15 protein-coding genes are annotated in these 18,330 nt (G+C 50.1%); 1 reads left to right on the top strand and 14 read right to left on the bottom strand.

Annotation, left to right across the window (positions count from 1 at the left end):
• Positions 1–176: 176 nt before the first annotated feature.
• Entirely contained in the window at positions 177–4,568 is a 4,392-nt protein-coding gene (locus AC3WRW_RS17220; protein ID WP_492547534.1) for a glycoside hydrolase family 3 N-terminal domain-containing protein, read from the bottom strand.
• A 625-nt stretch (positions 4,569–5,193) separates the two neighbouring features.
• On the bottom strand, positions 5,194–5,631 hold the full coding sequence (locus AC3WRW_RS17215; RefSeq protein ID WP_492547533.1) for a GNAT family N-acetyltransferase: 438 nt from the start codon (positions 5,629–5,631) through the stop codon (positions 5,194–5,196).
• A gap of 324 nt (positions 5,632–5,955) precedes the next feature.
• Between AC3WRW_RS17215 and AC3WRW_RS17210 the strand changes: the two genes are divergently transcribed.
• Entirely contained in the window at positions 5,956–6,945 is a 990-nt protein-coding gene (locus AC3WRW_RS17210) for a ketoacyl-ACP synthase III (protein WP_492547532.1), read from the top strand.
• Between the two features lie 77 nt (positions 6,946–7,022).
• On the opposite strand, the gene AC3WRW_RS17205 is transcribed toward AC3WRW_RS17210, so the two are convergent.
• From AC3WRW_RS17205 to AC3WRW_RS17150, 12 genes are read right to left on the bottom strand one after another with little or no spacing between them, the layout of a single operon-like run.
• Complete coding sequence (locus AC3WRW_RS17205) at positions 7,023–7,256, bottom strand: hypothetical protein (protein ID WP_492547531.1); 234 nt, start codon at positions 7,254–7,256, stop codon at positions 7,023–7,025.
• A 15-nt stretch (positions 7,257–7,271) separates the two neighbouring features.
• Positions 7,272–8,726, bottom strand: coding sequence for a glycosyltransferase family 2 protein (locus AC3WRW_RS17200; protein WP_492547530.1), 1,455 nt, complete (start codon positions 8,724–8,726; stop codon positions 7,272–7,274).
• Positions 8,723–9,757, bottom strand: a complete 1,035-nt coding sequence (locus AC3WRW_RS17195) for a GT-D fold domain-containing protein (protein WP_492547529.1) — start codon at positions 9,755–9,757, stop codon at positions 8,723–8,725. Before AC3WRW_RS17195 ends, AC3WRW_RS17200 begins: the two co-directional genes overlap by 4 nt.
• Positions 9,758–9,761: 4 nt before the next feature.
• Positions 9,762–11,003, bottom strand: coding sequence for a CgeB family protein (locus AC3WRW_RS17190; RefSeq protein ID WP_492547528.1), 1,242 nt, complete (start codon positions 11,001–11,003; stop codon positions 9,762–9,764).
• Positions 11,004–11,005: 2 nt separating this feature from the next.
• Positions 11,006–11,896 carry a dTDP-4-dehydrorhamnose reductase gene (gene rfbD, locus AC3WRW_RS17185; RefSeq protein WP_492547527.1) on the bottom strand — a complete coding sequence of 297 codons (891 nt, stop codon included), beginning with the start codon at positions 11,894–11,896 and terminating at the stop codon, positions 11,006–11,008.
• Positions 11,896–12,939 carry an NAD-dependent epimerase/dehydratase family protein gene (locus tag AC3WRW_RS17180; RefSeq protein WP_492547526.1) on the bottom strand — a complete coding sequence of 348 codons (1,044 nt, stop codon included), beginning with the start codon at positions 12,937–12,939 and terminating at the stop codon, positions 11,896–11,898. Before AC3WRW_RS17180 ends, rfbD begins: the two co-directional genes overlap by 1 nt.
• Positions 12,936–13,502: a dTDP-4-dehydrorhamnose 3,5-epimerase gene (gene rfbC / locus AC3WRW_RS17175; RefSeq protein ID WP_492547525.1), complete on the bottom strand. Its 567-nt coding sequence runs from the start codon at positions 13,500–13,502 to the stop codon at positions 12,936–12,938. Before rfbC ends, AC3WRW_RS17180 begins: the two co-directional genes overlap by 4 nt.
• Positions 13,499–14,710 carry an L-2-hydroxyglutarate oxidase gene (lhgO, locus tag AC3WRW_RS17170; protein ID WP_492547524.1) on the bottom strand — a complete coding sequence of 404 codons (1,212 nt, stop codon included), beginning with the start codon at positions 14,708–14,710 and terminating at the stop codon, positions 13,499–13,501. Before lhgO ends, rfbC begins: the two co-directional genes overlap by 4 nt.
• Complete coding sequence (locus tag AC3WRW_RS17165) at positions 14,707–15,465, bottom strand: sugar phosphate nucleotidyltransferase (protein WP_492547523.1); 759 nt, start codon at positions 15,463–15,465, stop codon at positions 14,707–14,709. The genes lhgO and AC3WRW_RS17165 overlap by 4 nt, the downstream gene beginning before the upstream one ends.
• A 28-nt stretch (positions 15,466–15,493) precedes the next feature.
• On the bottom strand, positions 15,494–16,222 hold the full coding sequence (locus AC3WRW_RS17160) for a glycosyltransferase family 2 protein (RefSeq protein ID WP_492547522.1): 729 nt from the start codon (positions 16,220–16,222) through the stop codon (positions 15,494–15,496).
• Entirely contained in the window at positions 16,219–17,268 is a 1,050-nt protein-coding gene (locus tag AC3WRW_RS17155; protein WP_492547521.1) for a glycosyltransferase family 2 protein, read from the bottom strand. The genes AC3WRW_RS17160 and AC3WRW_RS17155 overlap by 4 nt, the downstream gene beginning before the upstream one ends.
• A 29-nt stretch (positions 17,269–17,297) precedes the next feature.
• Positions 17,298–18,107: a glycosyltransferase family 2 protein gene (locus AC3WRW_RS17150; protein WP_492547520.1), complete on the bottom strand. Its 810-nt coding sequence runs from the start codon at positions 18,105–18,107 to the stop codon at positions 17,298–17,300.
• Between the last annotated feature and the right edge of the window lie 223 nt (positions 18,108–18,330).

Below are 18,330 nucleotides of genomic sequence, written 5' to 3'. Positions count from 1 at the left end.
TACATCTTCTAGTTGAGCGTAATCCTTTGAACTTTTTTACTATTTTAGTATGAGAGGAATCGCTTTCAAATCAGTATTCAGACTTTTGGATGTAACGATTCAGACTTTTGGACTTTTGGTTCTAAGAGAAAAAGGCTGGCAGGAAAACGATCCTGCACAACCTTTGATAACGATACTTATTTGGCGTTCGATTTGCTAACGAGATCCAAAACACGTTTCATAATGACGGCCGCTTCGGCTCTTGTCGCCGTGGCTTTCGGCACAAATTCGCCCTCGGAGCGCCCGTTCACAGCGCCTAATAAGCTTAGGCCGTTTACAGCTTCCTTCGCATAATCAGCAATGGAATCGTTGTCTGCGAAAGCACTGGATGCAGCCGCAGCAGGCAGCGCCACCGCTTTTTGTTCCTTAAGCGCGTTATAAATCATAACGCATAAATCTTGACGGGTGATAGAATGATCCGGTCCAAACGCGTCGTTTCCGATACCTTCCACAAGTCCCAATGAAGTTGCGATATCGACGAATGATTTGAACCAAGCATCAGCAGGAACGTCACTAAACGTCAGCGCGTCGCCATTGCTTTTGAAATCAAAAGCTTTCACGATCATTTTCAGGAACTCTGCTCTTGTTACTTGGCTTGACGGGTCAAATACGCCATTTTCTTTGCCGTTGATAATGCCTTTTTCCACTAGGTCTGCAATCGCATTCTGCGCCCAGCCAGGGATTTGAACGGCATCCTTGAATTTTTCTTTCAGAACTTCAGAAGCCGGTTTGCCGGAAGAAGAACCTGTTCCATTCTCTGTCGAAGGCTTGTCTTTGGGCACGTCTTCTTTAACCGGTTCGCTCGGAGTCGTCGTTGTGTCTCCACCTCCGGCTCCGCTACCACTACCGTTTCCGCCATCGCCGCTTCCACCTCCACTACCGCTTCCTCCATCGACACTTCCTCCATCGCTGCCGCCGGAAGCAGGAGTTCCATATAGGAAAGATGCCGTAACCCCTTGTTTAGCAGCAGAATCATTCAGCACAAAATTGTTAGAGGTATTTCCAATAATGACATTGAATTTACTACCCGCATTGACAGTCCAGCCTTTACCGCCGCCGTAAGGAACGTTGGACGTTGTTTCCGTACCCGACAACTGGTTATTAAATCCATCATCATAATATTGCAGGTCGCTTAATTTAAGTGTAAAAGACAACGTTTTCACGGCACCCGGCTCAAGCTCAACCTTCTGATAACCGCGAAGATCTTTCATAGGACGGCCCTCGGAAGCAAAGTTATCCATGCCGATGTACAGCTGAGCGACTTCCTTGCCTTTGACATTGCCAACGTTTTTAACATCGACGGTCGCCGTTATCGTGTCATTCGCATTGTTTTTATCGAATACTTGTTTGCTAAGTTTCAGGTTGCTGAACTCGAATTTCGAATAGCTTAAACCAAATCCGAATGGATATGCCACTTTAGCGTCATAATCAACCTTAGCCGCATACTTGCTATCGAACCATCTGTAGCCAACCAGTACGCCTTCATCATAATACACAGGATTTGTTCCCCAACCGCCGTTAGTCGTACCCACGTTAGCGGCATTTCCTGAATTAGCCGCCATGTTGAATCCTGTACGAGTCGGAAGAGCCTTGGAAGCCTCAATGGACGGGCTGTTCTCAAAATGCGTAGTAAACGTTTGAGTTAATTTGCCTGACGGGTTGACGGCACCTGAAAGAACATCGGTAATGGCATGCCCGCCTTCTTGACCAGGCAGCCAAGAAACAAGGATCGCATCTGCATATTGATTGACAAGAGTCGTATCAAGCGCAGCACCGATATTTAAAATAACAATCAATTTTTTATTGACATTATGGAAGGCAGTTGCATAGGCAACTAAAGCCTTCTGTTCTTCATCCGTGAGTATGTAACCGTCGTTTCCGGTTAAGGCGTTGTCCGCGCCTTCGCCCGTTTGGCGGCTCACAACGAAGATGCCATAATTTGCGCTGCCTGCAAGAGCAGCGGCTCTATTTTCGAGCGTTGCCTGATTAAATGCACCTGTGTAGGTTAAATTAATGCCGGTTACTCTGTTCGACGTATACGTGTAGCTTAACGATTTGGTGTATCCGGCTGCTTCTTTAATATCTTTAACGCTGCCGGCATTGGCAACCGTGAAAGATTCTTGAAGCGCTTTCTCAAGTGAAACGACAGAAGCATTCGTAGGGTCGAAATAAACGCCGGCGCTGCCGCCTCCGCGCGCTACGATATCTGAAGCTGTTACGCCATTATCGCCAAAACCTCCGCGTCCCTTTAAGTTTGCGCTTGTAACCAAGCCAACATTAGTATGAGCGGCGAGAGGAAGAACGTTGTTGTTCTTCAATAGAACCATGGCTTCCGCTGCTGTTTTGCGTGCAAGATTATTTGATTCTGTAAAGAGAGAACTGTTGTAGAAATCTTGTTCTTTCTGAACAAGGTTATCTTGGATTCCCCATGCGCCATATTCGCCTTTGAATGTATTCGATTTCGTAACGACATTAAGGAGGTTCATCACGTTTTGGTTGAGATACTTCACATCGAAAGATCCGCTCTCGATCGCAGCTTTCAGTTCTGCCTTTTTAGCCGCGCTGAGGCTTGATTCGGTCAAATCGTTCTGTGCTTTTACAGTCTCAAGAATGCCTTGCGTCGCACCCCAGTCAGACATCACATAGCCGTCGAAACCGAAGTCACCTCTGAGTACATTCGTCAGAAGCCATTCGTTATTGCAAGCATAAATGCCGTTCAAACGATTGTAGGAACACATGACGGACCAAGGTTTCGCCGATGCGGATATTTCAAAGCCTTTAAGGTAAGTTTCACGTAAAGCACGTTCGGACACGATTGAATTGCCGCCGCTGCGATACGTTTCTTGCTCGTTGCCAGCAAAATGCTTAATTGTAACGCCAACATTCTGAGACTGAACGCCTTCCGTGTATTCACGGGCGATATGACCGGAAAGATACGGATCCTCCGAGAAATATTCGAAGTTACGGCCGCTTTGCGGATTTCTCAAAATATTTTGCCCCGGAGCAAGCATCTCATCGACACTGTAATATACGGCTTCCTTACCCGTTTGAACAGCAATCGCGTTCATTAATTTGTCATCCCACGATGATGCGATAGCCGTTGGAGACGTCCAAGTTGTGGCTTTATAGCCCATACGAACACCGGCAGGACCGTCTGAGAGCGTTAATGGAGCAATGCCCATCGACATCAATCGACGGCTTGTATACGTACCGCCTGCACCGCCTGCGTTTTTAATCGCCGTGCCATCTGCAACCGAACCGGAAGTTCCGCCGATCAGATTGATCTTCTCGTCCAGCGTCAGCTGTGCAATAACTTGCTGAATCAAGTCTTTTTTCTGAGCCTCAGTCCATGCGCCTGTTTTGAGCGACAGAAGCGATTTGAGCGCAGGATCTACTCTGTAAGTTAATTCTACGACATCGCTGTCAACCATATTGTAGCTTCCTTTAGCCACAGCTTTAATTCTCGTTGTTTGAGTGGGTTGAATCTGGATTGGCGTTGAATAAACAGAGGAAGAACCGGTAGGAGCTGCTGGTTCTGTTCCGTCTGTTGTCATCGTGTAGTAAACCGTTGTTCCTGCAGCGCTTGTAAGACTAGCCGTGCTTGGGAAATAGGTATCGTTTGCATAGGCACCCGCTTTGCCATCCGTTGGAACGGCAAGTTTGAACGCCAGCGTATGCGTGTATACAGGAGAATATTCCAAACCGTTATATGCAACTATTTTTAACGTTACAGGGGAAGGACGATTCGCTGCCGGAGCTACAACAATTTGTCTATTGGTTGGAACAAGCGTCGAACCTCCCGTTGGCGTTGTACCGTCCAGTGTGTAATACATAGGCAGCCCATTTGCCGATACATCCGCAGTGAGCGTAACCGTTGTGCCTGATACGGTTGTAACTCCGTTATTCGCATAACCTGTAATCGCAGGTTGAACGGCAGGAGCGGAAGCAGCAGGCATCACGCCGGGCGTAGTTGTTACTCCAGAAGCAGCCGCAAAGCTGCCGTCAGATCCTGTGACACGGTAATCGTACTTTCCGCCAGCCATGACGCTTGTATCGTTATACGCACTAGCAACTAAGTCACCATTCAATACGGCATATTCGGTGTCAGCAGCGCCATTCGTTTTTCTTTCGATTTTATAATGGACATTTGCAATCGAGTTCCAAGAGACTGTAATTTGCAACGGGTTATACGTGGTAGCGGTTACAGTCGGAGCATTTAACGACCAGAGCGCGGAAAGATTCAAGTCCGCATGAAGCACACTTGAGCTTCCCGGCGTGTAGCTTGTACCGGAGCCATTAGCAGCCGTATTCCATTTCACAAAAGTATGATTGGTGTAAGTAATTCCCGCAACCGTATTGGTCAGAATCGTATAAGCAGACACGCCGTCCGTCGTTTCTGACTTCGCGCCGGAACCCCCATTGGCGGAATAGTTAATCGTATACCCGGCAGCCATAACATGCATAGGAGCTGCACCCAGCACCATCAAAATGGCCAAGAGCATCGATATCATGGGTTTATTTCTTTTCATTTTCGGGCCCTCCATCTAGTTGATTTTCTTATCGTTACTGTTCCTTCTGAGAAGCACTTCTTTCCGCTTCAACAGGCTGTTTCACCTCCCCACCCAATATATAAAAATAACTAATTATCTAAAATAGAAAATACTGCGCTTCTATAACTATTCTGATAAAAATATACGAAATGTGCCTTACGTCCATGTCACCAGTCATTTCTAGGAGGAAGCCCTTTGTACAGGTAATCTTCCACGTCCAAATAAAGGTGAAAATTCCAACTAATATAACTTTAGAAGCTTATCAAGTCCATGAAACAGGAAAAACTCCCTCTATCTGAACAGATTTCGTAAGAATCTACGATATCCGGTCAAATTTATGGGAGTTTTTCCTTTAATTCCCTCGGCAGCTCATCTTTCGGGCGATTTAGAGGGATTTTTTCCAGTTATCTTCCTCTGCCTGCTACTTCTTTTTCAAAAGAAATCTGTAAATTAGAAGTACTATCAAGAGTGTAATTGAAAGATAAATAATTGAATTTGTTATAAATATGGACCAATCTATTCTCATTAACTTCCCTCCGGTAGAATCCTCATATCTTCACATAGCAATTCCACTAGCCGTTTTGATTATTTGAAATGAACAATCCTATCTCTTCTTCACAAATCGCACACCCGTATCTTCAAAACCCATTGCAATATAGAACTTATGAGCTTCATCTGTCCGTTTGTATCCCGATACCAGCCATGTGCCTTTACAATCGTGTCGATCGGCCAGCTCCTCTGCGAATTCTAAAAGGCGGGCTCCTACCCCTCTTCGTTTAAAGGATTCGCTTACTACAATAACCGATATTTCTCCGAAGCGTGATACTTCCTCCAAATTTTCACGCAACCTAAATCCTAGTACACCAACAACTCCAATAACCTGATCTTCGTATACGTATAACGTATCAAATGGACTTGATGCTACAAACTGCAACCGGTTTTCCATATCGCTAACTGTTACTTCACTCGCTGTCAATTCGCTCATTAATGTGCTTAATGCTAATGTATCCTGCATAGTTGCTTCTCTAATTAGATGGCTCATTTGATTTCTCCCTGCTAATTGGTATGTGAAGAGACATTTTCCTCAAATTCATGAAATGGCTAGAAACCATATGTAATCCCTTTGCAAGCAAAAACCCATTCTCACAACAGGTATTTGTCTGGCAGAAGTCGGTCCAAATCTGAAAACGAAGGTTGTCATAATGATATCATCGATTTTTTTATTGCTCAATCTACGATTAAATGGATGATCCATACCAGCCAATTGAGCAATTCACACATTGACAGCCACCTTGTTTTCCAGTAAAGTAAACGTATAAATTAGTATCTGGTACTAATACTAGGTAATAAAAAAGGAGAGATTCTCATGTCGCTTTCGAATCCCTTGCCCGCCCGCATCTCAGCTATAGGCAGCTACGTGCCATCGCATATTTTGAGCAACGCCGATCTGGAAAAAATGGTGGAAACGAACGATGAATGGATCGTCCAGCGCACCGGCATGCGGGAACGCAGAATCGCCGCCCCCGATCAATTCACAAGCCATTTATGTATAGCTGCCGTGCAAAATATGCTGGATCGTTATCCGGAAGCGCTGAGCGGCGTGGAACTGATCATTGTCACCACCCATACGCCGGACCTGCCCTCAACGCCAGTCTCTTGTATGGTTCAAGCTCATTTCGGCCTCCCTGCTGTCGGCACCTATGATCTCAACGCCACCTGCGCAGGGTTTGCCTATGCGCTGCATACCGCAAGCGGACTGATCGCGGCCGGCCTGCACCGCAAAATTCTGGTCGTCGGCGGAGATTCGATGTCGAAAATCACAGACTATACCGACCGGTCGACCTGCATTCTGTTCGGCGACGGCGCCGGGGCCGTGGTCGTGGAACGCGAGGACGAACGGCCTGCTTTCCTGGCCCACCACTTCGGCTCGGACGGCTCCGGCGGCAAGCATGTGTACCGCACCGGGCTGGCTTCGCAGTGGCAGGACATACCGCTCACAGGCAACGGCAAGCTCGTCCAAAACGGACGCGAAGTATATAAATTCGCGGTGTCCACGGTTCCGGACGGCATCGAGCAGTTGCTCGCCAAGAGCGGACTATCGCATACGGCCATCGATTGGTTTGTCCCGCACAGCGCTAACCTGCGGATCATTCAATCGATCTGTGAGAAAAGCGAAATTCCTTTTGAAAAAGCGTTATACAGCCTTGAATATTACGGCAATACGTCAGCGGCATCCATTCCGCTCGCGCTGGATTTAGGGGTGAAAGAAGGCAAAGTGCAAGCTGGCGACACTCTCTTGCTTTACGGATTTGGTGCCGGACTTACACACGCTGGGCTCATTTTGCGCTGGGGATAAGTTTAGCTGCCCGTGACAGTCTAAACAAAGGAGGCGGCAGCCTGCCTGTGCAGACGCTTCAAGCTGCCGCCCCTTGCTCAAGAGGCCGAATAGTGATGATCGAAGCCTTGTTCAAAGCCTTTCTGAAAACCATCCATATAGCCTCTGTCATATCCATTGTCAAAGCCCTTGTCGAAGCCTCCTTGATGTGTGAGGAGCTCTTTGACGGGGCGCTTTTTCTTTCTCAGGAGGGCTTTCTTGCCGCGAACCGGCTTCGCTTTCCTGAGAAGCTTGCCTTTCAGCCTTCTGCGTACTGCGGCCTTCACTCTCATAGATTTCTGACTCCTTTACACGTTATTCGCCGTGATGATGGCGGGAGCAATGATCGGAAGCGCGGTTTCAAACCGGTGCAGGTCATCCCAGCCAACATGGGTTTGGTGGCGCAGATCCATATTCCAGTATCTTAACGGCCACTCGTTAATGAAACGATGCAGCTTGCCGCCTTTTATTTGATAGACGTAATTTCCTTCGCTTCGGACCAGCGCCCCTTCTTGATAAACGCCGTCGATGCAAGCTCCCTGGGCAAGCGCCGCAAGCTTGCTCTGCACCTCATGATGCGGCAGGGTATGGCCCATAGGCCAGCTGCGCAGATCAACTTGGGAGACACGGCTGGCAGACAAATGATGCGCCTCTCCTTCAATCGGATGGCGGTGTCCGTTCTCAATCCAATACAGCCGTGAGGATACGCCTCGGACGACAATATGGCTCGGATAGAAGTCCTTCATCGCCGCGCTGCCGCCATCCAGCTTTTGCCGAACCTCATGCAGCAAGCTGTGGGAGTCGCCCCATTTTCGAGCGTAGAATTCCAGGTTTCTTCCGTATACCTCTTCAAACCGTTGCTCGCCCAACGCTTTAATGCTGACGCTGCCGACATGGTGGATGAAGGTATCCTTGGCAATAACGAGCTCTAATCCCATCATCCGCGCCCGCAAGCCGAAATCGTCATCCTCACAATTTCCGATCTCAAACCCTTCGTCCAAATACCCAAGCCGCTCAAAAACCCCGTGCCGCATGAGCACGCAGAAGCCCGTTAATCTCGTGCTGACCTGCCATTTCTCGGCGTTCGACTGATTGAAGGCTGCGGCAAAACGATGCATTTCCTCCGTAGACGCGTAGTTCGTCTCCAGCAGCTGCTCGCCGCTTATATAATTCGTCATGGGTCCCACCAGACCGAATTTCTCGCTGCTGGTTAAGCAGGTCAGCATATTTTTCAGCCAATCCTTGGTCACAATGGTATCGTTGTTCAAGAACAGCAGGTTGGCGCCGCGAGCCATCCGCAGCCCTTGATTCGTCCCTCCGGCAAAGCCGAGATTGGAGGTCAGAATCCGGTAGCGGATTTTCCCGGTTAAGCTTTTCAAATACTGGGCCGTATCATCCGTTGACGCATTATCGATAACGATGATTTCGAAAGGCTCCGGCGTATGCTCGTAGATGCTCTCGATGCAGTTCTGAAGATGCTGGCGTTGAGCATTCGTCGTAACGATGATAATGCTTGTTCCCTGGAAGTCCGAGGGCGCTGCTCCTGCTTCCCAACCAAGCTGATATGCGTAATCGTGCGCGCTGTCATAGGCCAAATTAAAGCCCTCATTATAGCCGCGGTTATAGCTTGCTGTGGAAAAGGACAGGACGTTGCCACGCTTTCCCGTTTTGCTCAGCTTAGCGAGCTTTCCTTTGCTTTTTCTGCTGTATTTACGCGATCTGCCCGCGAGCCTCCGGACAGCTCGTTTGCTTGCTGTTCTCATCGGTAAGGAGCCTCCCCTCTCACGATTGAGTTCGCCAAATGCCCGAAGTCGATCGCTACTTTCCCCATGCTCGACGCAATCCACTCCGAAATAACGACAGCCGATATCCCTGCGGAAACAAGAGCGATGTCGAAATCGTAGCCGGCTATGTTGTCCTTAATGTGCGGAATATCCTTCACACCGAGAACCGGCGTAATCTCGCCAACAATATTCACGCCGTGCGGGCGCAGCACTTCGGCCAAATGAGGGGCCAAATTGCCGACCAGCAGCACCTTTCTGCCCTGCGTAATCCGCGACAAGTAGCCCTCGTGATAGAGATAGTAATTCACTAGGGAGTCCGTCAGGACAAGCTCGCGGAAGTTAATATTTTCAGCTTTAAACACCGCAAACGCGAGCGGCTGGAAATTGCGCACCCGCAGCTTCGGAATGCCGATTACGCTGGCCCGGCGAATCGCTTGCACCAGCTCCGCTTTAATCGCCAGGTCCGGTACTTCTACGCCGGCATACGAGAGGAACGGGCCTTCCTGCTTAATCTGGTCAATCGGTAAAATCGTTTCCTGCGCCAAGGTCAGCAGCTCGCCATCCCCTAAGCGAACGAGGGAAAATGGCGCTCTTGCATCAAGTGCGGCGACGATTCTCTCTCCCAGCTCCCTTGCGGAAAGCAGGTGATAAATGTGCGGCCGCAAATGTTCCACGCCGGCAGCAACAACTTGCTCAATCGTGATGTCGGGCAGGATTTGGTAGTCTGGCAGCAAGCTATCCACAATGGCATCGCCCCCTGCATGCTTCCCATCCCTGTGTCCTTTATCGAAGCCTCTGTCAAATCCTTCGTTATAGCCTTGATCGTAGGTTCCTCTTTCTGCCGGCACAGGCTGGAGCGGCGGGAGCAACGGAACCCGTCTCCGCTTCCTTTTTACCCGTATAGAAGCAGGAAGACCTTTGCCTTTGCGCTTGCGGGACCGTTTGCTTCTCCGAAAGGAGATGACTTTGCCCAGCTTTTTAGCGCTTTGTTTCTTCGTTAGGGGCAGCATGCGTTCACCCGCCTTTTTGCGTTATCGTTAACAACTCATTCAATCGGTTGCGATACGTGTGATCCTTCAACGTTCGCGCCATTCCTCGCAATGCAATGTGCTGCCGTTCTTCTTCATGCGCTAGATAGTACTCAATTTTCTGGATGAGCTCCTGCGGGGAGCTGAACGTGTCGAGCTCTTCGCCGGGCTTATAGAAATTCGTCAGTTCGTCACGGACATCCGTTAACTGCAAAGTCCCGGACGCTGTAATATCGAACAGCCGCGGATTCGGCGAGAAAGCCGGAATTTGCCTGCTGTTGCTGTTATGGGAAATATCGTCCGTGGCCCGATGCAGATTGATGACGATTTTCGCCCCGTGATAATACTTCATCGTGTCCTGCGGACTCAGCCAGTAGCCTTGAATCTTCGAAGACAGCTTCTTGTAGGAGCTTAACCGGTCCCACCAGTAGCCGTTAATCATAAAATCTTTATCTTGCAGGTAGTCCGCCATTTCATCGATGAAAGCAACCCTGTTCCAGAAAGCTGTACCTATAAAACATATATCTTTGTGAAAATTCGTCGGCACATAGTCCAGCTTTACCCTATCGGGATGAATACCGAACGGCAAATAATGCACATTCGCACAGCCCACTGACTTGTAGGGCTCTACACAGCTTTTCTCCAGTGTGAACACATAGTCAAAATGGGGCACGAGTCCCATCGATTGATCCGAATGGTAGGGATCGTCCGGCAGCCAAATCGCGGTGCGAATGCCCTGCGCCCGAATCGCCTGCACGACATCTCCCGGCACCGATTGACCAATCGCATCGAGTACGAGCACCAGATCGGGCCTTGCCTCCTGTGCGATCTGAACGAGGGAATCGGCCGGATTGACGACGATAACTTCTCTGACCATATCCCGCAGACTGGCTTCGATACCTTCATCCATCGCCGCATAGGGCAGCCCGTTAGCCCTTACGTACATCACCTTCAAATCCCAGATAAGGCCGCGTTCCTGAGGAATGTCCCGCATCAAGCTTTGGCAGCGGCCCATGTGGAACCCGTGAGACCAGCCTTTTCCATAGCCTTGGTTGCTGCCCATTGTCCATTCTTCCTTGTAACGGGACAGGGATGCGACAGGCCGGAGCTTAACTTTCCGCACTTTCCGCACTCTCCGCACACGCTTCCTCATCCTGCTTACCGATCGCAGCGGCGATTTTCCCGCCCTCAACTTCGTCCTCGCTTTCACAGCTCTTAAAGCACTCATTCCTACTCGCCTCCGCTGATGTTGACATGTCCTTTGAGCTGCAAATATTGAGTCAATGCGCTTTGCCAGCTTTTCATCGGATAAATGCGATTCAATTTGCTGTTGTCTAGCACACTGTATAAAGGTCTGCGGACTTTAGCCCCATACGCGCTGTTCAGGATCGGCGTCGTTTCGCAGGCAATACCGCAAATCGCGAACGTCTCCGCTGCCAGTTCATACCAGCTGCAAGCACCTTCGCCCGAGCAATGATAAACACCGTATGCCGTAATCTCTTGTTCCAGGAAGGCCCGCACCATGTCAGCCACGTCCCGCGTATGTGTCGGTGACATGATGACATCCTCAACAACGGATACCGGCTTTCCCTGCTTCGAGAGCCGAATCATCGTTTCCACGAAATTGCCGCCCTTCCCGCTGGCCCCGGCTTCTCCAAACAGCGAAGATACCCGGAAAATAAAGTAGGTATCCAAATAGGCCGCAATCGCTTCTTCTCCTGCCGCTTTGCTGCTGCCATAGGCGTTCAGCGGGTTTACCCGGTCTTCCTCGGTATAAGGCGCTTGTTTGCTGCCGTCAAACACATAATCCGTGCTGAAATGGATGAACAGCGTTGCATTCTGCTTGCAATAAGCCGCCATGCGCAAAACAGCGATTGAATTGATAACGAGCGCCTTGAGCGGATCGGCTTCGCATTGCTCTGTATTGTGAAACGCCGTACAGTTAATAAGCACGTCAATGCGACCAAGCTTTTCAAGCACCGGAATGATGATTTCCGTATTCTCCACGTTCAGCATCTCCCGCGTAATCGGGACAACTTCGAACTGGCTATTCTCTTTCAATGCCCGATGGATGTCGGAGCCCAGTTGACCATTAGCGCCTAGCAGCGCGATGCGTTTCATTACTCCCTCGATCCTTCTATATCCAAAATACCGCCATACAGCGTGGCATCCTTAATAATCTTGTGCCACTTGATGAGCTCGCTGTACCAGTCCAGCGTAATCGTTTGATCCATGCCCGGCACTTCACCCGCTGCCAGAGCGTTATAAATTTCTAGAGCTCCCTGCGCAGCCGTCCATTGGCCTTTCCATCCCAAGGCCTTCTCGATTTTGTCGAAGTTGACGCGATAGGATCGGTGATCGGGCGCACCATACCAGGCAATGGTTACGGGCTTGGGGATGACCTTGGTAATCTCCTCTGCCAATTGACCGAGCTGATAGTTGTTGCTGTCCGAGCCCACGTTGTAAATTTGACCGTTGATGACTCCGGCATCCGCCTCCAGCAGCAAGCACATAACATCGGTTGTATCCTGAACATGAACGAACGGTCTCCACTGAGAACCGTCTCTCATTAAGGGAATGACTCCATTCCGATAGGCGCCCAGCGCCATCCCGTTAATGGCTAAATCGAAGCGAAGGCGAGGAGAATGGCCATAGACGGTTGCTTGGCGAATGACAACGGCCGTGAAGGCGGAATCTGCTAATGGCAGCACGCCTTGTTCGGCCATTTCGTTCGCTTTGGCATACGTCGTCAGCGGATTCGTAGGAGAAGTTTCATCGACGATCACGTCAGGGGCTTGAAAACCATATAAGGAGCAGGAAGACGGTAGAATGTATCGTTTCACGCCAAGCTTCTTCGCTTTATGCGCCGTGCTCACACGGGAAATATGGTTAATTTGGTACGTTGCTTCCTGAAACAATTCACCGCTGGGATCGTTGGAAATCGCCACAAGGTCAATGACCGCATAAACGTCGGCAAAGGCTTCCTCCTTCAAACGGCGGGAGTCCTCCTTAATCATGACGAGATTCGGATGCTGCGACGGGAGCTTATCGGTACCGAAAAAAAAGCGGTCGACCGCCTTCACGGCATAGCCTTTATCCAGCAGCTTCGGTACAAGCACACTGCCGATATAGCCGCCCGCTCCCGTAACCAAAATGGTTTTCATGATAAGTCCCCTCCATAAACAAAGTTATTCTCCGCCTGCGCAAGAGCAGGCTGCCGACGATCCCTGTCGGACAAGACCGGCTGCGAGATCGGCCAAGCGATGCCCAGATCCCCATCGTCCCAAGCGATGCCACGGTCATGCTCAGGCGAATAATAATCATCCACTTTATAGAGCAACTGTGTATTCGGAACTAATGTGCAGGCGCCATGGGCAAAGCCCTTCGGAACTAAAATTTGGCGTTTGTTGTCCGCGCTCAAAATGACGCCGACCCACTCTCCATAGGTGGGGGAGCCTTTGCGGATATCGACGACAACGTCATACACGGCGCCGGATACTACTCGAACGAGCTTGGTCAGCGCTTTGGGCTCTAATTGATAGTGCAGACCGCGAAGAACGCCCGCTTCCACCGACAAGGAATGATTATCTTGAATAAAGGCATGGTGAATGCCTGCGTTTGCCAACGTTTGCCGGTTATAGCTTTCCATAAAAAATCCGCGATGATCACCATGCGCTTTCGGTTCGAGCACCACGACCCCCGGCAGCTTGGTCGGAATCACTTTCATGAAAGGGCTCCTCCTCGTTGTTTCATAATCTGATCGACCACATAGGCGGCAAACGGCATCGAGCATGTAAAAGCCGGCGATACCGCATTAAGGATATGCATGGTGCGGTTGTCGCCTTCGATCACGAAATCTTGAACCAGCTCCAAGGTCTCGATATGGAGCAGCTGCGCCCTGATGCCCGGTCTTAGGAAATGGCCAAAGCCTTTGGGATCGATGTTCTTGACCATACTCATGCCCAGCCCGATGAAATAGGATTTGATATACTTGCGCATTTCCTGAAAGGCCAAGCGCCTGAAATGAAAAGAATCGGTAATAAACAGCTTCAGCTCATAACCGGCAATCTGCAGAAACTCCTTCAGGTTGAAGCCCTGCAGCCCTTGGTAGTTTTCCCGCCAAAAGGCCGGCATCGCCGTTGGTCCGATTTTGATGCTGCCATCCACCGTTTTTGTATAATGAACCCCGAGAAACGGGTTTTTCAAATTCGGAACAGGATAGATGTTCGTGACGACATCGGTTTTATTTTTCGTATATTTCAAATACATGCCTTTGAACGGAATGATCGTATACTTCTCTCCGAATCCAAAGTCATGAGCGATGCTGTCCGCATAAAGTCCGGCGCAATTGATCAGATAGTTGTATTTATAAGTACCTGAGTTGGTAAAAAGGAGGTCTCCCCGATGCTTGCGATACTTCGTTAGAAAATGAAACTCGACGCCGTTCTCTGCATTTTCACGCTTCAGGGTGCGGCAAACTTCGATCGGATCGACCGACGCCGTTGTCGGGGAATACAGAGCTTTCCCGTATGTCCTCGCATTCGGATCGATGACCGCGATTTCTTCCTCGTTCATCCACAGCAGCGGCACGCCGTTGATGTCCGCCCGCAGCTTCAGCTCTTCCAAGCCCGCTAACTCGGAGGCGTCCTTGGCCACAACAAGCTTGCCGCATTCATTGAGCTGCAGGCCATTTTGCTTGCAATAAGCGCGCATCGCCTGATTGCCCTCTTTGGTGAATTTCGCCTTCAAGCTGTTGGCGGAATAATAGAAGCCTGCGTGCAGCACTCCGCTGTTGCGGCCGCTTGCATGCGCAGCCACATCGGACTCTTTTTCCAAGACGCAAATGGTCACGCCCGGCTCCCGCTTCTTCAGCTCACGGGCAATGGTGAGACCGATAATCCCCGCTCCGATAATGACGTAATCGTACTTCCTCACGTGTCATCACCGGCGTCAGGCTTGGGCGGCGCCTGCAGGTTCGGATACTCCCGCAGCTTGTCGGACGCTTCAAACCAGGACAGGAAGGTGCCGGCGTCAAACCACCACCCTGTCAGCAGATGATAGCTGAGCTTCCCCTGCTCCGCATATAAGTTATTCACATCGGTAATCTCCATTTCGCCACGGGCAGAAGGCTCCACCGTCTTAATCAAGTCGAATACGGTGGAGTCATACATATAAATGCCGGTAACACAATAAGAAGACTGCGGATGCTCAGGCTTTTCTTCAATTCGTCTGATCAGCTCGCCGTCCATGACCGGAACCCCGTATCTTCTGGCGTCCTCCACTTCCTTCAAAAACACCTTAGCTCCCTCCGGCAGAGCTTCGAACTGTGTCACATAGGGGATCAGCGAATCCTCGAACAGATTATCCCCCAGCAGCACAAGCAGTTTTTCGCCGGGATGCACGAAGTTTTCCGCAAGCTCCAAAGCATCGGCGATGCCGCCGGCTTCTTCCTGTATTTTATAAGAAATGTTAACGCCCCACTCCTTCCCGCTGCCTAAGAAATCGGTGTAGAGGGAGACGGAGTGCTTGCCCGTGATCAGCAGAATATCGGTGATTCCCGCTTCTCTCAGCTTTTCAATCCCATAGTAAATCATCGGATATTTGCCGACGGGCAGAAGATGCTTGTTAATCATTTTCGTCAAGGGTCGCAGACGCGTGCCAGTTCCCCCCGCTAGAATGACTCCCTTCATAGCAACGCCATCCTTTCCTCTTGCTCATTCAAATAAAAGCTTTGGGATCGATGCCCCACTTTTCTATAAAAAGCTTGCGCGAACGCTCCACAATACCTTGCAGTTGGCTTTCTCCCTTCTTGCCGAAGCTCGCGCTTCCGTGGTGGAAGATAAAGGTATCTTCGGTAAGCATGAGCTTGTAGCCGGCCTGCCTTGCGCGATAGCAGTAGTCGTCATCCTCATAATGACCGGGACTGAACCGTTCATCCAATAAGCCGATATTCTCCATGACTTCGCGCTTGAACAAAAAGCAGAAGCCGACCAAACGCTGCACCTCAACATATTTCCCCTTATTTCCCACGTTGTACTTGAGGATCATATCCGTCATATTCGTATACGGCTCTTTCATTTGCTGGATACCGCTGGCGTAGTTCGTCATGGGTCCTACAATGCCGATATCGCTTCGGTGATACAGACAGGTGAGCATATGATCCAACCAATTCGGCGTGAGCAGTACATCGTTATTCAGCAAAAGCACGGAGCTGCCTCTAGCCAGCTTCATGCCCGCATTGCAAGCCGCAGGGAAGCCTCTGTTTTCCGAGAAGGAGACGAAAGGAATCCTCTCACGGACCAGATCGTCGAGCGTCCCATCGGTAGAGGCATTGTCGACCACAATAATTTCATAAGGAATTCTTGTATGCTCCCGGATGGAATAAATGCAATCCAGCAGCAGCTTTCTTTCGTTAAACGTTGGAATGATAATGCTTGTGCTGTTCATACCGATCCCCCCGCCAGGGCTGCTCGCGTCCGATGAGCATCTTTAAATTGCAGTCTGTTGCCATGTTCGCCCAGCAGCATATGAAGTGCTTCCAGATGATCGCCAACAATCAGATTGGCAACCGGATTGGCCGTCCCGGTGTTGAATCTGGTCGTTTTGTTGGAAGTGACCACATCGATGCTTGCCGGTGCGCAAATACGCAATCCATAGCGGATTGCCTTCGCCTGTGCTTTAGGAGGAACCGCTAACGCTGCGCTTCCGATCACTTCAAGCGCTTTGCGGGAGAGCATGTGGGGAATCGCCGTCATGGAGTTGGCTTGGAGCTCCGGCCGCCCCTGAACCCGGTTCACGAATTGTTTGACGATCGAAACCCCGTCGCGATGTGCGAACAGACCGATATACGGGGAGATATCGTTTAAAGCGACATCCCATCCCCCGTCGATGGCCCGTATGAAGGGAACCAACTCTTCGGTTTGAATCGGGATATCGCCATCCAGAAAAAGCATCATGTCAGAGGAGGAAAGCTTGGCGCCAATCGATCGCCCGACATCATGCCCAACGAGACTAGGGTAATGAACAATCGTGGCCTGCGGACACTGCCTGGCAATATGAACGCTGTTGTCGGTTGAACCGTTAATAACGACTATCAATTCCTGAAGGGGCAATCTTTGCAGTTCATTCAGCACACGCGCTATCGTTTTTTCTTCATTAAAAACGGTAACCACCGCTCCGATCGTTTTCCTTGTCGGAACAAGCACAAGATTCGGAGTCGGCATCCCCATCTTCTCGCTGTAACCTGCAAGAAACGCCCGGGAGATGCTCAGATACTGCCCCTCCGAAATCGTTCCGATTTCCTTCGACGTATAGAACGACTGCCATAAGGAGTTTATATACGCGCTTGGATCCATGTGCTCTTGCAGAGGATGGTCCGTGGCATATCTGGCGCCGATTGCATATACTCTTCTTCTTAACTGCGCCACCGGTCTGGAGCCCCTGCGCATACGGCGTACGGGGATGACGGTTCTCGCTTTCGGTCTTTGTTTCACTCGTTTCCTCATTAATTTATTCATCAGCTTCACCCCACAAAGGTTCGGTCCCTTGTTAAATCCGTTAGCTGACCACGCTCATTCGTCTGTTCATGCAGCCAATTCAGGGCTTCGAGGTGATCTCCAAGAATAAGATTTTGCAGCGGGTCCACCTTAAATTTTCTTCGTTTTCTTGGATTGATCCGACCCACATTCACATTGTAAACTTTGTTCAGCGTGAGCCCCTTTACACTTGCTATGGTTTGGGCGAGAGGCGGCACAGCCAGGTTGCCGGCACGAATTTCATTCAGCGCTTTACGACTGATGGCGTGCGGGATTGTCGTCATGGAAGCTCCCCGCAAGTCCGGACGGGAGAGAGCAACATTAAGGGCATGCTTGGCTAACACAACAGGATGTACGTCCACTTTATCCGTTTTGCCGGAATAACTGTTTAGCGCCACATCCACTCCCCGGTCCACCGCCAGCACGAATGGCCTCAAATCTTTCGCTGCAATGACAATATCCGCATCAATAAATAGGATTGTGCTTCCTTTCGCATAACTGGCGCCAACGCCTCGGGGAACATCGTGGCCTAACGATTCCTTGAAGGAAATGACCCGCGCCCCCATCTGGCGGGCGATCCGTTCGGTGCCATCCGTTGAACCGTTGACGACCACAATGACCTCAGCTGCCGGATGAACCATCCGGGCTTGACGAATCACGGCTGCAATTGTTCTTCCTTCATTCATAGCAGGGATGACGACAGATACTTTTGGCGATTCGTGATTTGAAATGGGCTTGAATACGGGTCTAGTTCTCCTCCTGGGTAGTAACGGCTTTCGCTGCCTGCGCTGTTTCATATCCACACCCTCCCACTGTGATGTGCATTCGATTTCGTTCCCATTGTATGTTTATCCATCCCGATGGACACGGCATACGTTTAAGCCCGTATCATCTCCAGCTGAAAATCGGACATCTGTCATAAGTCACTTTCGCCGCCCGCTTCAAGGCCTTCCGCATGATGTATGTTCGACCTGCTTTCATAGTATGACTGCCTTGGGACAGATTCATATGCGCTTACCC

The sequence above is a fragment of the Paenibacillus sp. FW126-R14 genome, from assembly GCF_058789495.1.
This window is presented reverse-complemented; position numbering and strand designations above follow the sequence as displayed.

Coding starts and splice junctions, on each gene's coding strand:
- AC3WRW_RS17220 (WP_492547534.1), bottom strand. CDS start 4,568: ATGAAAAGAAATAAACCCATGATATCGATGCTCTTGGCCATTTTGATG.
- AC3WRW_RS17215 (WP_492547533.1), bottom strand. CDS start 5,631: ATGAGCCATCTAATTAGAGAAGCAACTATGCAGGATACATTAGCATTA.
- AC3WRW_RS17210 (WP_492547532.1), top strand. CDS start 5,956: ATGTCGCTTTCGAATCCCTTGCCCGCCCGCATCTCAGCTATAGGCAGC.
- AC3WRW_RS17205 (WP_492547531.1), bottom strand. CDS start 7,256: ATGAGAGTGAAGGCCGCAGTACGCAGAAGGCTGAAAGGCAAGCTTCTC.
- AC3WRW_RS17200 (WP_492547530.1), bottom strand. CDS start 8,726: ATGAGAACAGCAAGCAAACGAGCTGTCCGGAGGCTCGCGGGCAGATCG.
- AC3WRW_RS17195 (WP_492547529.1), bottom strand. CDS start 9,757: ATGCTGCCCCTAACGAAGAAACAAAGCGCTAAAAAGCTGGGCAAAGTC.
- AC3WRW_RS17190 (WP_492547528.1), bottom strand. CDS start 11,003: ATGAGTGCTTTAAGAGCTGTGAAAGCGAGGACGAAGTTGAGGGCGGGA.
- rfbD (WP_492547527.1), bottom strand. CDS start 11,896: ATGAAACGCATCGCGCTGCTAGGCGCTAATGGTCAACTGGGCTCCGAC.
- AC3WRW_RS17180 (WP_492547526.1), bottom strand. CDS start 12,939: ATGAAAACCATTTTGGTTACGGGAGCGGGCGGCTATATCGGCAGTGTG.
- rfbC (WP_492547525.1), bottom strand. CDS start 13,502: ATGAAAGTGATTCCGACCAAGCTGCCGGGGGTCGTGGTGCTCGAACCG.
- AC3WRW_RS17165 (WP_492547523.1), bottom strand. CDS start 15,465: ATGAAGGGAGTCATTCTAGCGGGGGGAACTGGCACGCGTCTGCGACCC.
- AC3WRW_RS17160 (WP_492547522.1), bottom strand. CDS start 16,222: ATGAACAGCACAAGCATTATCATTCCAACGTTTAACGAAAGAAAGCTG.
- AC3WRW_RS17150 (WP_492547520.1), bottom strand. CDS start 18,107: ATGAAACAGCGCAGGCAGCGAAAGCCGTTACTACCCAGGAGGAGAACT.